This window comes from Enterococcus sp. C46 (genome assembly GCF_040887565.1).
Classification (GTDB): domain Bacteria; phylum Bacillota; class Bacilli; order Lactobacillales; family Enterococcaceae; genus Enterococcus_B; species Enterococcus_B lactis.
This window is the reverse complement of sequence record NZ_JBFOGA010000005.1, coordinates 50778-65609: the sequence shown is the minus strand read 5'-3', so window position 1 is coordinate 65609 and position 14832 is coordinate 50778. Positions and strand designations below refer to the sequence as shown.

At 37.8% G+C, this 14832-nt stretch carries 14 protein-coding genes; 1 reads left to right on the top strand and 13 read right to left on the bottom strand.

All coding sequences use genetic code 11. The annotated features are described in order from the left end of the window. Positions 1-14 precede the first annotated feature (14 nt). From AB3I27_RS09055 to AB3I27_RS09035, 5 genes are all read right to left on the bottom strand, one after another. The gene (locus AB3I27_RS09055) at positions 15-578 is read right to left on the bottom strand and encodes a YesL family protein (RefSeq protein ID WP_002316806.1); all 564 of its coding nucleotides are present in this window, start codon (positions 576-578) and stop codon (positions 15-17) included. Positions 579-583: 5 nt separating this feature from the next. Continuing rightward, positions 584-1447: a carbohydrate ABC transporter permease gene (locus AB3I27_RS09050; RefSeq protein ID WP_002310062.1), complete on the bottom strand. Its 864-nt coding sequence runs from the start codon at positions 1445-1447 to the stop codon at positions 584-586. A 13-nt stretch (positions 1448-1460) separates the two neighbouring features. After that, on the bottom strand, positions 1461-2357 hold the full coding sequence (locus tag AB3I27_RS09045) for a carbohydrate ABC transporter permease (RefSeq protein ID WP_002335207.1): 897 nt from the start codon (positions 2355-2357) through the stop codon (positions 1461-1463). A 174-nt stretch (positions 2358-2531) separates the two neighbouring features. Then, positions 2532-3821, bottom strand: coding sequence for an ABC transporter substrate-binding protein (locus tag AB3I27_RS09040; protein WP_002310059.1), 1290 nt, complete (start codon positions 3819-3821; stop codon positions 2532-2534). Continuing rightward, positions 3793-5310 carry an alpha-N-arabinofuranosidase gene (locus AB3I27_RS09035; RefSeq protein ID WP_222896921.1) on the bottom strand — a complete coding sequence of 506 codons (1518 nt, stop codon included), beginning with the start codon at positions 5308-5310 and terminating at the stop codon, positions 3793-3795. The genes AB3I27_RS09040 and AB3I27_RS09035 overlap by 29 nt, the downstream gene beginning before the upstream one ends. A 196-nt stretch (positions 5311-5506) precedes the next feature. Here AB3I27_RS09035 and AB3I27_RS09030 point away from each other — a divergent pair, with 196 nt between their 5' ends. Beyond that, positions 5507-6397: a transcriptional regulator gene (locus AB3I27_RS09030; protein ID WP_002310057.1), complete on the top strand. Its 891-nt coding sequence runs from the start codon at positions 5507-5509 to the stop codon at positions 6395-6397. A 74-nt stretch (positions 6398-6471) separates the two neighbouring features. Here AB3I27_RS09030 and nadE read toward each other — a convergent pair whose 3' ends face one another. From nadE to AB3I27_RS08990, 8 genes are all read right to left on the bottom strand, one after another. Next, positions 6472-7296 (bottom strand): ammonia-dependent NAD(+) synthetase, encoded by an 825-nt coding sequence (nadE, locus tag AB3I27_RS09025; RefSeq protein ID WP_002310056.1) that lies wholly within the window; start codon positions 7294-7296, stop codon positions 6472-6474. 11 nt (positions 7297-7307) lie between these two features. Continuing rightward, complete coding sequence (locus tag AB3I27_RS09020) at positions 7308-8780, bottom strand: nicotinate phosphoribosyltransferase (RefSeq protein ID WP_002314112.1); 1473 nt, start codon at positions 8778-8780, stop codon at positions 7308-7310. 308 nt (positions 8781-9088) lie between these two features. Next, positions 9089-10117, bottom strand: coding sequence for a DUF916 and DUF3324 domain-containing protein (locus AB3I27_RS09015; RefSeq protein ID WP_002310054.1), 1029 nt, complete (start codon positions 10115-10117; stop codon positions 9089-9091). A gap of 106 nt (positions 10118-10223) precedes the next feature. Continuing rightward, entirely contained in the window at positions 10224-10847 is a 624-nt protein-coding gene (locus tag AB3I27_RS09010) for a hypothetical protein (RefSeq protein WP_002320369.1), read from the bottom strand. A gap of 23 nt (positions 10848-10870) precedes the next feature. Beyond that, entirely contained in the window at positions 10871-11443 is a 573-nt protein-coding gene (locus AB3I27_RS09005; protein ID WP_002316807.1) for a hypothetical protein, read from the bottom strand. After that, entirely contained in the window at positions 11433-11729 is a 297-nt protein-coding gene (locus AB3I27_RS09000; protein WP_002310050.1) for a hypothetical protein, read from the bottom strand. The genes AB3I27_RS09005 and AB3I27_RS09000 overlap by 11 nt, the downstream gene beginning before the upstream one ends. Positions 11730-11803: 74 nt before the next feature. Continuing rightward, positions 11804-12484, bottom strand: a complete 681-nt coding sequence (locus AB3I27_RS08995; RefSeq protein ID WP_235688727.1) for a hypothetical protein — start codon at positions 12482-12484, stop codon at positions 11804-11806. Further along, complete coding sequence (locus tag AB3I27_RS08990; RefSeq protein WP_235688728.1) at positions 12477-14600, bottom strand: hypothetical protein; 2124 nt, start codon at positions 14598-14600, stop codon at positions 12477-12479. The genes AB3I27_RS08995 and AB3I27_RS08990 overlap by 8 nt, the downstream gene beginning before the upstream one ends. Positions 14601-14832: the final 232 nt, after the last annotated feature.

Below are 14832 nucleotides of genomic sequence, written 5' to 3'. Positions count from 1 at the left end.
TCCAACAGCTTTCCCTACCTTTCATTTCCTATAGTCAAGATAATAGATACAAGTTTCCAAACGCCACCAGCAAAGATAAAAATAAACGGAGGAAAAAGAAATATGAGTAGTACAAAACCTAATAACAAAGCGCAACAAAGAATATTTCTCAAAAAATCAAAAAATACTTTCCATGTACTTTGTTCAAAAATTTGTAGAAACGAAGTATCTTTATTTTCAGAAATCACATATACCCAGGATAAAAGAAACATGGAATAAATAAGTGAAACTACATATCCACTAATTGAAAGTCCGATTGTCTGTTCTTCTAATAATTGATTAACAAGAAAATAAATAACGGTCGTTAACATACTAAGGAACAAGTTCTTACCAAAATGTTGCTTCATTCCTTGAAAGAAAAAATAAATGATGTGTCCTGATTCCTTACCTTTCCATTGCGCCATTACATAAAAAACAGCACATGTAGCAGGCACGATAGTAATAACCGGCAAACACACGATTACCCAGAGAATTCCTAATAAGATGTAATCAGAAACCACAATCAACTGTCCATAAAATTTTGTCTCAACTATTTTCATCTTCCTCACTCTTTCATTCCAGACATAGCTGTTCCTTGAACAAAATATTTCTGTGCAAAAATATAAACCACTAGTAATGGCAACATTGAAATAACCGTTCCAGCCATTACAGGTCCATAGAAAGAAATGTTCTGCCCCGTAAATAAAGCTAGCCCTGCTGGTAAAGTTCTCATTTTTGAACTACTTGTCAATATCAATGGATAAAGCAAGTCATTCCAACTATTCATCAGCGTGAAAATCCCTAATGATAAAAGAGTAGGTTTGCTCAATGGCAACATGATTTTCAAAAAAATATTAAACTCACTTAGTCCATCAATGCGTGCTGCCTCTTCCAAAGAATCTGGTAAAGTGATAAAAAAGGAGCGCATCATGAAGATACCAAATGCAGTTGTCATACGAGGAATGATTAAACCTGCATAAGTATCAAGCATGCCAAGCAAATTGACTTCAATAAATAGAGGAATCATGAAGACTTGGAATGGGATCATCATTGTCAGTAAAACGAAATAGAACAAAACTGATTTCCCTTTGAAACGCATACGAGCAAATGCGTACCCCGCAAGAGAATCAAAGAATACAGAAGTAATCACTGTCCCTCCAGCAAAAATTACTGTATTTTTGATGTAATCTAATAAAGGGATCGTTGTCCAAACCTTAATATAGTTATCTAGGGTATAGCTGTCTGCAAATATTCTAGGCGGAAATGAGATAATGTCTTTTTCGTGTTTAAAAGAAGAAATAATCAGCCACAAAAAAGGAAAAGCAATAACAAACAATATAATTAGCATACTAATCGTTCGAATGATTTTTTTACCACTAACTGCTTTCCTCTTATTCACAGTAACTGTAATCGAGCTTTCTGGTGCCATACAGAGTTCCCTCCTATTTCATTTGTTTTTCTTTCCGTGACATGTACACATTAGTGGAGATAGCTATAGTTGCAACAATGATAAACAAAACCGAAGACAATGCTGATGCATAGCCCAATTCATAAGGTGCTGTAAATCCTCGACTGTAAATATATTGAACAGCTGTTTCTGTCTTAAATTGTGGGCCACCAGCGGTTGCAACATATACTTGGTCAAACACTTGCATCGAACCAATCAGATTCGTTAAAACACAAAAACCTAAGGAGGGAACGATCTGAGGTAGTGTAATGTTAAAAAACTGCTGCCGATTTGTTGCACCATCCATTTGAGCAGATTCATACAAAGAGGGAGAGATTCCCTGAATAGCAGTCAAGAGAATCGTCATAGTAACACCAAAATTCTTCCAAACAGTCATGATGGCTACAGTTGGCATGGCAAGAGTTGGATCGCGAAAAAATTGAGGAATCGGCAAGCCGACTTGTGAAAACAAGTAAGGAATCGCCCCTACATTCGGATCAAGTAACATAGAAAAAATAATCGCAATTGACGTCAATGAACAAATAACTGGAATGTAAAACGTTGAACGACAAAACCGATTGAATCTGGTATTTTTAGATAATGCTACTGCTGCTAATAAACCAACGATAATTTGTGTTGGCGTTTCAAGTACGGTAAAATATAAAGAATGAATCAACGAATTAACTGCTCGTTCATCACTAAATATACGTGTGAAATTTTCAAAACTTACAAAATTTCTTGATGTAAAGAAAATATTCAAATCTGTAAAACTAATAGCAAATGTTCCTAAAAGCGGTATGACAGTAAATAATAATAAAACTAAAAAAGATGGAGTCAAAAACAAATACGCAGCACGTTCAGGGCGATTCCAATATTTGGTGAATCCGTTCATATAGTCCACCTCATCTTTCATTTTGATAAAATATACGAGCTTGGTTTAATCGAATCTGAATAAGATATCCGAACGATCGCTGTGATTTCTGCAATAACACCTATCTGCAAACACTACGTCGATCATTCAGATATCTGTATCTTGTTAACAGTCTATCCTATATAAAGGTCTGTACTATTTTTGCAATAATTGATTGATGGCATCATCTGCATCGTTCATGAGTTTCTCAGGGTCTTCTCCCGCTAATAATTTTTCAATCAATGGGTTGATGATATCGTTATTAATCGCAGAGATTTGGGTAAAACCTGGTAAATATGGCTCTGCATAGTCCATTTGTTTCGATAATTCAGAAACAATAGGATCATTTTTGACTTCTTCATCTTTTGCTACTGAATCCAAGTAGGCAGGAAACCCATTTTCGATACTCCATTTTTTACCAATTTCAGTTGTATTCCAATATTTCAAAAACTCATAGATAGCTTCTTTTTTATTATTATCTGTACTTGCCGGAATGGCATATCCTACGCCATCTAAAATAGCTGTTTTTTTGTCCGAGTCACTCCCTTGTGGTAAGGTAGTCACATTATAATCAATCTCGTTTGCTTTCAATCCGTTATTTAACCATGGCCCATTGATTTCAATGGCTAGTTGACCAGCATTCATTAAATTGTCCATTTCGGCGCCAGAAATCGATTCTGGGCCAGTCTTGTCTACATGAATCATTTTTTGGATCGCTTTTAACGTTTTAAGGTTCTCAGGAGAGGCAAATTCAGACTTAGTATAATCATCGTTCACTAATTTACCGCCATTTGCTAACATCCAGTTATATAATGGTGCAGTTCCATCCTTATTGAAGACAAAACCTGATACATTTTTACTACTATCAGTTAATTGTGGTGCCATTTCTGTCAATTCTTCCCAAGTAGTAGGTGGTTGTTCAGTGTCTAAACCAGCTTGTTTAAACAAATCATTATTCCAATACATATACATTCCTTGTACCTGCATGGGGACAAAATACTGTTTACCTTCTACTTGACCTAATTCAACAGCCGTTTCTTTAAAATCAGATTTATCTACTCCATCATATTCCCAGAAATCGTCTAATGGTTGTACCGCTCCGTTTTCTACATACTGTGCAAAATCTGGATAATTTAATGCAATAAAGTCAGGTGCCTTTTTAGAAGAAATCGCTGTAGGAAGTTTTTCATTCAAATTGGCCCAAGTCATGATATCCATTTCAATTTTGATGTTTTTATCATTTGTTTTATTAAATTCATTAACGATTTCTTGCAATATTTCCCCATCAGATGCAGTAAACCCATTCCAAAAAGTCAAAGTCACTTCTTTATCAGAATCAGATTCTGCTGAACTTCCGCCACCACAAGCACCTAAAATACCTGTTGCAACTACCAATAAAGAGCCAATTAACCATTTTTTACCTTTCATTTTTTGTTCCTCCTTCATCTGATAAATAACATCTGACTACATTCCAAGATAGTGGTTTCAACAAACAATTGATTTTCCCATCTTCAGCTTTTACATTCGTTGAATGACTTGGTTTTACTTGTTCACTTTTAGGAAGATTGGTTGCTTTCGTATCAAACCCACTCATTTCAGAAAAATCAATCACTCCTGCTACTGATAATTCAGACAAGCGAACAGTTAGATTCATTTCTTCTTCTCCACGGTTAACTGCAAATATGACAAGTTCTTTGTCATTTATTACTGCTACACTTTCTAAATACGGCACTTCTTCAAAATCTTCCGTCGCATAGTTTGCTGAATGAATTTGTGGGCTTAACACCTCTCCTTGTCCATACATAGCAGCTTGCATAAATGGATAATAAATCGTCTGTCTCCAAGCTTCTCCGTTTGTTTCTGTCCTGATTGGTGCAATAACATTTACCAATTGAGCAAGACAAGCTATCTTTACTCTGTCTGCATGTTTCAATAAAGTGATTAATAGACAGCCTAATAGTAATGCATCTTCAAAATTATAGTTATCTTCTAGTAAAGGAGGAGCAATCTGCCAAGGCGCTGCTTGCTCATCTTGTTCCGCTGAATGATACCAAATATTCCATTCATCAAAGGACAGGTTGATCTGCTTCTTACTATGTTTCTTCGCCTTGATTGTATCGCACATCGCTGTCACTTCAGAAATGAACCGATCCATGTCCAAGGAACGTGCAAGATAATGAGAAAGATCATTTTTTTGGTTGCCATAATATTGATGAAGAGACAAATAATCTATTTGATCATATGCTTGATCAAGGACTGTTAACTCCCAATCACCAAATGTAGGCATTTGCCGATTAGAACTTCCGCATAAAACCACCTCAATTGAATCATCTACGAGTTTCATCGCCTTAGCCGTTTCCGCTGCTAACCGTCCATATTCTTCTGCTGTTTTATGACCAATCTGCCAAGGACCGTCCATTTCATTCCCTAAACACCATGTCTTAATTCCAAAAGGGCTCTCTTGACCATTCAAACACCTTAAATCACTCCAATAAGTTCCTTTAGGAAAATTACAATATTCGACTAAATTACGAGCTGCATCTACCCCACGAGTACCCAGATTGACAGCCATATTGATTTCGGCCCCTACATGCTGACACCAGTTATAAAATTCATGAATCCCAACTTCATTCGTTTCAATTGTCCGCCAAGCTAAATCCAACCTTTTGGGTCTACTTGCTATGGGACCAATACTGTCTTCCCAACGAAATCCTGACACAAAATTTCCACCAGGATATCTAATCATGGGAATGTTCAATTCTTTTACTAAGTGAATGACGTCTTGGCGAAATCCACTTTCATTAGCTGATGGATGATCTGGCTGATAAATCCCTTCATATACCGCTCGTCCCATATGTTCAATAAATGAACTATACAACCGCGGATCAACTTTGCCTACACGCTTGACACTACTAATCAACATTGTGGCTTCCATAACTGACCTCCTTTAATTTATACATGAATAATACACCCCGTTGAAAGCGTTGTCAATAATAAAAATGTTAAATCTATTTATTTTTACCCATTATAATTAATGTAAATATTAATCATGATTAAATCAAATAATTCAATATAGCTTTCATTAATAAATATGTTAATATAGAAGAAAAACCTTTTAAGCGGTGATATATATGCAACTACAAATAAACGAGGAATCCTTACCGGTATATGAAGCATTAGCTAGCAAGACAAGAATCAGGATCATTCAGTTGCTTTCCAAAAAGAAGATGAATGTCAAAGATTTGGCAAAAGAACTTGGAGTAAGCAGCGCGATCACGACGATGCACGTGAAAAAGTTAGAAGAAGCGAACATCATCAAAACAGAGAAAATAGGACAACAAAAAATTTCGAGCCTTCGTGTCGATAAAATAGATATCAGTTTCCCAGAAAAAATATTCAATGCTTTTGACACGAAAGAAACATCGATACCTATTGGTCACTATACGAATTATGCAATTGAACCGACATGTGGTTTAGCGACGATCCATGACTTTATCGGAAAAGTGGATGAACCACGCTATTTTGTGGATCCTCGAAGGATGGATGCTCGTATCCTCTGGTTTACCAGCGGGTTTGTCGAGTATCAGTCACCTAATTTTTTGAATGCAGAGGATACATTAGAAATGTTGGAAGTTTCTGTGGAAATTTCTTCTGAATTTCCTTTTTCAAATGACAATTGGCCTTCCGATATCACTTTCAGCCTAAATGGCGTAGAGCTAGGAACATGGACGAGCCCTGGAGATTTTGCTGATATCCGCGGGAAATATACGCCTGATTGGTATCCAGATAATCTTAATCAATACGGCTTGCTGAAGACGATCCGAATCACCAAACATTTGACAAATATGAATGGGGAACCTTTGTCAGACATCACGATCAACGACATCCCTAAAGATCAAGATACTTGGCATTTGCGAATCGAAGTGAAAGAAGATGCCGAACATGTAGGTGGCTGTACTTTATTTGGTAAAGGATTCGGTAATTACGACCAAGATATCAAATTAAAAGTTTACTACAGCTGATAGTTTTCTTTTCTATTTTATAAAGCAAAAACAGCCAATCCCTATGAAGGGACGGCTGTTTTTTTATTTTATTGTTATTTCCAAAAATCATCCAAAACAGAAATTGGCAAATGACGTTTATGCTGCGTCTTGTTCCACCACGCTTCGATTTTTTCTTGTGCTTGAGCGGGAACTTCTTTTCCTTCTAGATAATCATCGATTTCGTTATACGTAACACCTAGTGCGACTTCATCCGCAATCATTGGTTTTCCATCTTCAAGATCTGCAGTCGGAATTTTTGTGTATAGCTTTTCCGGTGCATTCAATGCTTGAAGCAATTGTTTCCCTTGCCGTTTGTTCAAACGGAACAATGGTAAGATATCGGCTCCTCCATCACCAAATTTCGTGAAAAAACCAGTGATGTTTTCTGCAGCATGATCTGTCCCTAATACAGCTCCTGCTCTTTCTCCGGCTACGGCATATTGTGTAATCATTCGTTGTCGTGCTTTGATATTTCCTTTGTTAAAATCGCTGATTTCCACACCTGCTTCACTTAATACTTGTACTTGTGCATCAACAGCAGGTTTGATATTTACTCGCAGACTAACATCGGGCTGGATAAAGTCAAGAGCAGCTTTTGCATCTTCTTCATCTGCTTGTTCACCATAAGGAAGACGAACAGCGATAAATTGATAGCTTTCATCTTTCGTTTCTTCACGCATTTCTTCCATCGTTAGTTGCGCCAAACGACCTGCTAAAGTAGAATCTTGACCACCGCTAATACCTAATACAAAGGTTTTAAGAAACGGATATTTTTTCAAATAAGCTTTCATAAAATCAATACTTTTACGAATTTCTTCTGTTGGATCAATTGTTGGTTTGACACCTAATTCATGGATGATTTCTGTTTGCAGGCTCATTTATTCTCCTCCTATGCTTCTGTATGAAGTTCTGCTACACTTTTTTTCATTCGTTCCATCGTAGCCATTTTATGGTTCCAGCATTCAGTAGATAGATCGACCGGATATTTTTGCGGATTCAAGTCTCGTTTGTACTCTTCCCACAGTGAATCTAGATTTTCTTTTGTATATTCTTTGATTTCGTTTAGCACGGGTAGTTCGTATACTCTTTTTCCTTCGATAAAGATATCTTGTAAAACGGGGCGAGCGGTAAAATCCCGAACAGTTTTATTGATAAACGTATGCACTGGATGAAACATAAAGATAGCTTCTTCTTCTCGAGGATCCTCATCCCATAATGTGACATAGTCTCCTTCAGATTTCCCATCAGAGTTTCGAGTAATACGCCATACTTGTTTTTTTCCTGGAGTTGTCACTTTTTCCGCATTGCTTGATAACTTGATCGTATCCACCATATTTCCTTCGCTATCTTCGATTGATACTAGTTTGAATACTGCACCAAGGGCTGGCTGATCATAAGCGGTGATCAGTTTTGTTCCGACACCCCATACATCAATTTTAGCTTTTTGCATCTTTAAATTCAAAATCGTTGCTTCATCTAAGTCATTCGAAGCATAAATTTTTGCTTCTGTAAATCCAGCTGCATCTAATTGTTCCCGAACACGCTTAGATATATAGGCCATATCTCCACTGTCGATACGTACGCCTTGGAAGTTGATTTTATCACCTAATTCTTTTGCTACGCGGATTGCACTTGGCACACCTGATTTCAACGTATCATAAGTATCGACTAAGAACACACAGTCTTTATGGGTTTTAGCATACGCCATAAATGCTTCATAATCATTTCCATAAGATTGGACTAACGAATGCGCATGAGTCCCACTAGCTGGTATCCCAAATATCTTTCCAGCACGTACATTGCTTGTTGCATCTGCTCCGCCGATATATGCCGCTCTAGTTCCCCAAACTGCCGCATCCAATTCTTGCGCTCGTCTAGTCCCAAATTCCAAGAGCGGATCTTCTCCGATCACAGATTTGATGCGAGCTGCTTTTGTCGCGATCAACGTTTGGAAATTGACCATATTCAACAGTGCTGTTTCTACTAACTGACAATGTGCCAAAGGACCTTCCACTTGGATCAATGGTTCATTTGCAAAAACTAATTCACCTTCACGAGCAGAACGAACCGTTGCTTTAAATTCAAAATTTTGTAAATACTCCAAAAAACCCTCAGGATAGACTTCTAAGCCACGTAAGTAAGCAATATCGGAATCACTAAACGTCAGATTCTCTAAATAATTGACTAACCGTTCCAATCCTGCAAAAACCGCGTACCCGTGGCTAAAAGGCATTTCTCGAAAATAACATTCAAAAACAGCATGTAAATCAGCTCGACCTAATTCCCAGTATGTCTGCATCATATTGATTTGATATAGATCCGTATGCAGCGTCAAACTGTCGTCTGGGTAAGTATTATTCATGTTGTATTACTCCTCTTGGCAAGTTTTCATTTCCTACCCATTATAACAAAAAAAATTGATAGGAAAAGAAATCTTCATTATTTTCTGAAAAAGAGGTTGTGAAAAAGCTGTCCTGCATCAAGTAATAAGAACAGCCAAACAAAAATAGCTCCTCCTATTTTTCGTTTGGTTGGGCTTATTACCGCAGATGCAAGCTTTTGAGCACCGTTTATCCGGAAAAAAGGGCTGCGACAAGACTTTTGTCACAGCCCCTACTCTTAATTTTGCTACTTCTTATAAACCAGATTTCACTTAATATTCGATATGAATCACCTTCTGCGGAATTTCTTTCCTCTGCGATATACATAGAAACCACCGACTAAAAGAACCGCTGCTAGGGCCCCGATAATGATATACAACAAAGAATTTGTATTATTTTCTACAGTAAAAACCTCATGATTGACTGAGTTTGCTTGTTCTTTCGTAATCGTAAAGTCTTTTGTCAGCAACCACTTTTGCCCTGTCTCATCTTGTGCTTCGACTAAAAGTTGATAATCCCCCGATTCTAAAGGTTTCGTATTTCCAGCTTCCCCATGATAAATAGGCATAGCAAAAACTGATTCAGGAGCAATACCACCATTTTCGATTTTTCGTGTCATTATCGGTTCTTCCTGTCCTTTTGAATGAACAGTTGCTTCAACGGTCACTCCCTTGATATTGATTGGTTGAGGATTTTCTAGCACAGCAACCACACCAGCATTGTTGGTGATCACTTCGGAACGTACCTCATTCAACTTCAGATCCGGCACAACTTCCTTGTCATTTGCGCTCATCATCAACCCAACCACATAAGCGTATTCGCTAAAAAAAGGCTGATTACTTTCTTCTTTTTCAGCTGAAAAATCTTTTTTCACTTGGATCCCGCCTAATAAGATTCCATCAAAGGAAGTATCAGGTGCTTGTACTTCTAAAGTAACGACTCCTGCTTTATTCCCTGGGATCACTGCTTCTTTTGGATAATCGACCAATGTGCAGATGGGTTGCTGAACGATTGACTCCTCTGGTAATTCATTTTGTCCGTAGTCAATCACTATGTTTCCGTTTGTCTGAGCTGTATTGACATTGATAAAATACGTTTGCTCCTGATCAGAAAAATTATTGATCTGGATCTGTAATGTCTGTTTTGTTCCAGGTTCTACTCGTAAATCAAAGAATGAACGTCCTTCTCGCTGATTGTCCGGTAAAATAGGATGGACACTATAGTCTGCTCCATGATTTTCATCAGCAAAAACGACGATTCCAGGAAAAACTAGCTGTATTAATAAAGTTATCAAAACCAATACTAAATGTCGTCTCACTTTTCATCCCTCCATTTTATGTAAAAAGGATGGAGTTAGCTTATCCGCTCCATCCTTTTGCGGTTGTTTACAAGTAAAACAAATTATTTTACTTGAAATACTGCTGTTAGATCGAATCCACTGCTGTGTAAGTAACTGTACCAGTATACTCTCCAACCGGTGTATTCGCTTTGACTGTTAGTGTTGGCGCTTCTGATGTGAGCTCATTTATATGATCAAATGTACCGGAAACATAAGATATCGGAAGAGTTGTTGCAGATTCTAATACATTTTCTCCATTGATCGTAAGAGCAGAAGCAATATCATCTGTTAAGTTTGTTGCACTGACTGTCAATACCCAGTCTCCCGCAACTACAGCATTCTCCCAAGCTGCTGTCAGCTCTGTTGTATCTTCAACACCAGTGTATTCGCTGATCAATTCTAAAGCTTCTGTTTTGCTGGCTTCTAGCGGACGAAAATCGGAAGCTTGCAATGCGCCATCAAAAGTACCATTGACAGTTGTATTTGCGCTGATTTGCGCCACCGTATGTTCACCAAAATCGATATCAGGAACATCATCGAGTGTAAAAATCCCTGGGTAAGTTGGAAGATCATCCACTACTAAAAAGTCAGTAATCTCCACTCTAGTCGTTCCATCCATTGGTTCACCAAATTCTGCTGCCATGACTGTTGGTGCAAAACATGTAAATAACATCGCACTTGTACTTAAAACCCCTACTAATTTTTTCATTTTTTGTCCTCCTTTTTTTCTCATCAAAATTCTGCATTCACAAATCGCCAATAATGTTTCGAGTAGTAATGACCACTAGATGTCCCCTCAGGAAAAGTGAGTGTTGACTGCTCGCCAGGAATCGTATATGTAACGATTCCACGTTCTTTGTTTCCTGTTGACTGGATGATCGTACGATACTCTTTTCCTGCATCTTGGTGATCATATTCGAAAGCTTCCAATCCTTTGACAGCTTCTTCGTTCTTTCCGCTGAACATTCCTCTGCCTAATTGATAATCGGCAGTCAAAAGATGGCCATCTTTTTTACAACGGAAGTCTTCTGTTTTCAGTTGTAGTTGCCATTCTGTGCTCTCTTTTCGAGAATCAAGAAAGGTAATCGATAAATCGTTGCTCTCTCGATGGATTTGATTGTGTTCATCTGTATAGCGCGATACGAACAGTAAATCATCAATGTATAACATCCGTGGAAATTGTTCATTCAAAGGAACGATTTTCAGAGAAGTCGCACCCTCGGTCTGTCCGTGAACAGCAGAAGAACAGCTAAACATTCCTATGAATAATGCACTCCATAACGCTAGCGAAAATCTATTTTTCATGTTTTTCGCCTCCACGTATTTGATGACGATAGACTAAAATAACGCCGATAATCAACAGCGTTCCAACAAATGAAATCAATCCTGCCTTTGCTTCATTTGCCTCTGGAAAACTGCTTTTCTGTTTTTCTTCTCCCTTTTCAGTCTGCTTTCCTATCTCCCGTTCATTGATTTCTATGACTGCATGCGTTTCACCAGCTTGGGTAGCAGCATTCACCACTGGCATCGATAACGAGAACAGGAGTAGAAGAAGAACAGAAATCATCCAGTATCGGTTTTTTGATTTCATTGTTTTCTCCTTTCCACTTTTTTTCTAGTATCTAGCCAGCCATACGATCCCCCCCTTTCAAAGCTAGCTTCTTGCTATAACACATCTTCAATTTTCCACGTGATCGTTCCAGAATATACTCCTGTTCTATCTTGACTGTTTAGGCGCAGTAACAAGCCTTCTTCTTGTGAAAATTCATAAACCTTATCAATTTCCAGTGTTAAAGCAGAAAGTGCGATTTCTCCCATTTCATTTTTGAACACAAGATACCCTTCACTAATCGCATGTTGCATATCCACATGATTTAGTTCTTCAGCAGATACGGTTACTTTATATGAATCCGATGTATTCAATGTGTTTCTAGTAACAACACGCATCCTTTCTTCACGTGCTTGTGCTTGTCTGTTCATTGGCAATTGTGATCGAGCATACTTCCAGCTGTATTCTTCTGTCACGAATTCAAATCCCAGATAACCTTCCACCTGAAAACTCTCTTCCAAAATAAGCGGTTCATCAATACGATTATCAGTGAGCGTTACAGTAATCGTATTTTCACCTCGTTGAAAGACCCCCTCTAGATCTTTTATGTCGATCGTGAATGCTGCTGATCTAAGTGTTTGAAGTTCTTCTCGTGCATTGAGGAGCATTTGATTTTCGGTAAGAACTTCTCCATTGATCCACACACTATAATACAAACGGTCCAAATCACCGTCACCATAATCAAAAGCAAAACGAAATCGCTCTTTGAAATCAGTAAACGTAGTTTTCTCAGCCATTTTTCTCAGCCATTTGTCCATCTACCGTTCTTAGATTCGCTAATTCCGGTGGGGTATTGGGCTCACGCTGGATCGCATATTGAACGGCTTGTTCCACCTGTGTATCATAGTAACTGCCTGTTGGAGAAAGACTTCTTCCCCTGAAGGATACTCGTTCATAGACATCATGATCCTCATACCCAGGGAATTCTGCTTTTACTTTTGTTTTATAATTCAACTTCAATACTGTACCTACTTCTATCTCGATAGTTTCTATTGGATAAAAGCGTTGTAGAGAGTCATCATACATCGCATTTACTCGATGCTCTATGATCTCGTCATTATTACTTATAGTTTGATAAGTAAAATAAGGCTGATACTCACTTATCGGGACCATATCCGTAAATTTGAAAGGGTTCGATTTACTTTCTTCCAGATCAGAAGTTAAAATCGAGAGACCATTATCATTACTAGGAGTAAGGAATATACTACCGTCTCCCTCTTCGTTGTAAAAAGTAACCGTATGTTCCAACTCTGTATCCGCAGCAACTGTCTGACCACTCACATTTTCTGCTCCCCCTTGTCCTTGCATCGTTATCTCATGGACTAGTTCACCTTGAATATCAAAATTTGGCTCTGTCATAAACAATGTCGTGTAATTATCTTTAGTATAAGTTGCCGTCGCAGTAAATCCCCAATAAAGATTTTTTGATTGGAGATTGGAAAAATAGTCATTGATATTGATCTCGCCTGTTGTTGTTCCATATCCGCCGTCTCGTAAATCTGTCATCAAAAAGCGAAGGATCCCTGTTGGAGTAATGTTGACATCCAATTGCCACCAACTACCTGTCACAAAGGCATTATTTGTTTCAAAATCTTTTATAAGAGTTTTGGTAGCAGGACTATCGGAAGGAGCCACTGCAATATGTGCACCAGAAAGACCTTGATCTCCAAATTTATCTCGATTTCCTAATGGACCTGTAGATACTTGATTATCGAACTCAAGGACCATTGCATTTGCCATGTGCCGATCAATGTCAAATAGACCAATAGGATCTTTATGTTTATAGGCACCCAGTGCTTTTGCGTCATGGTTCATAACCACAGTGGGATCATATTTGTTGTGGATTCCTCGTCGGCTGTATAACAAACTCGTAGGATTCCCATCATGTAAGAAAAAGGAGATCCCTTCTGTGTCCGTATCAAAATACATATAGCTAGTGAACCGGATATCTCTTGTCAAGTTTGAAAATCTGATCGTATTTTGACTCTTTGAAACCATATGTCCTCGATTGTAAAGTGCAGTTAAAATATGATTTGGCGTCATCTGGATACTTTTGTTATTGTCCACAAAATTTGGAACATTTCGTACAATCGTTAAATAGTCAGGGATCGTAAACAAACTATTTAGCGGAATCGCATCATCGTAGGCCCCATTTAGAGTAGGATCTGACATATTAGGAGCTGCATAGACTCCGACTTCTTCCGCTTCTGCTTTTGATTCTTCTATTGAATCGTCTATTGGGATTTCTGCTGATTCTACTTCTTTAGAAATCTCTGGAGAAGGCTCACTTGTTTCTTGTGTTTCAGATGCTGTGATATTTTCTGGTAAAGTTACCACGACAGTATATTCTTCTTGGTCTCCGATCAAGACTTCTACTAATTCATCCTCTGTTTGTTTCATTAGCCTTGGCGTGATTTTTAGATGATATTGATTATACTCTTCTACTATGTGGCTTTTAAAAACGATTTCAATTCTCTCATTCTCCGAAGAAAAATCACCTGCGTAGTACCATTCCTCATCAACTGGTCCTACTTTTCCAAAGGTACGTTCGATTTCCTGAATGCTTTCTCTAAGTAATAATCCTTCGTGTTCAACTATTTCCAGCTTAAATTGCATTTGATATTCAGCTTCATCTTTTGCATGCTTCTCATATGTCATACTCCATTGTATCTGCTTCAGTTCCTCATCCATTTCGTAATCGATCACAATATTCGCATGTTCATCAGCTACTACTTTTTCAGACTCAGTCTTGGCAAAAGTGATCTGCGACAGTCCCGCAAGTTGCGATAAAAATAGGACAGCAACCATAAAAACTACACTGCCATAATGCGAGACAGTTTTCGTTTTTTTCATTTCCTCTCTTCCCCTTCTTGAATATTAGTGAGATTTTTTCAAAAAGCTCCGATATAGTCGTTCTCATCTTTTATCCGATAACTAAAATTTAACTTAATTAAAATAAGATTGCAAAAACATTAGAAAGAGGGTGCTAAAAAATATAATAACAAAAAAAATACCGTAAACATCCATTAAATACATAATAAAAGGTAGCAATCAGCTTAATAAAAAAACATTAATCTATAAACAA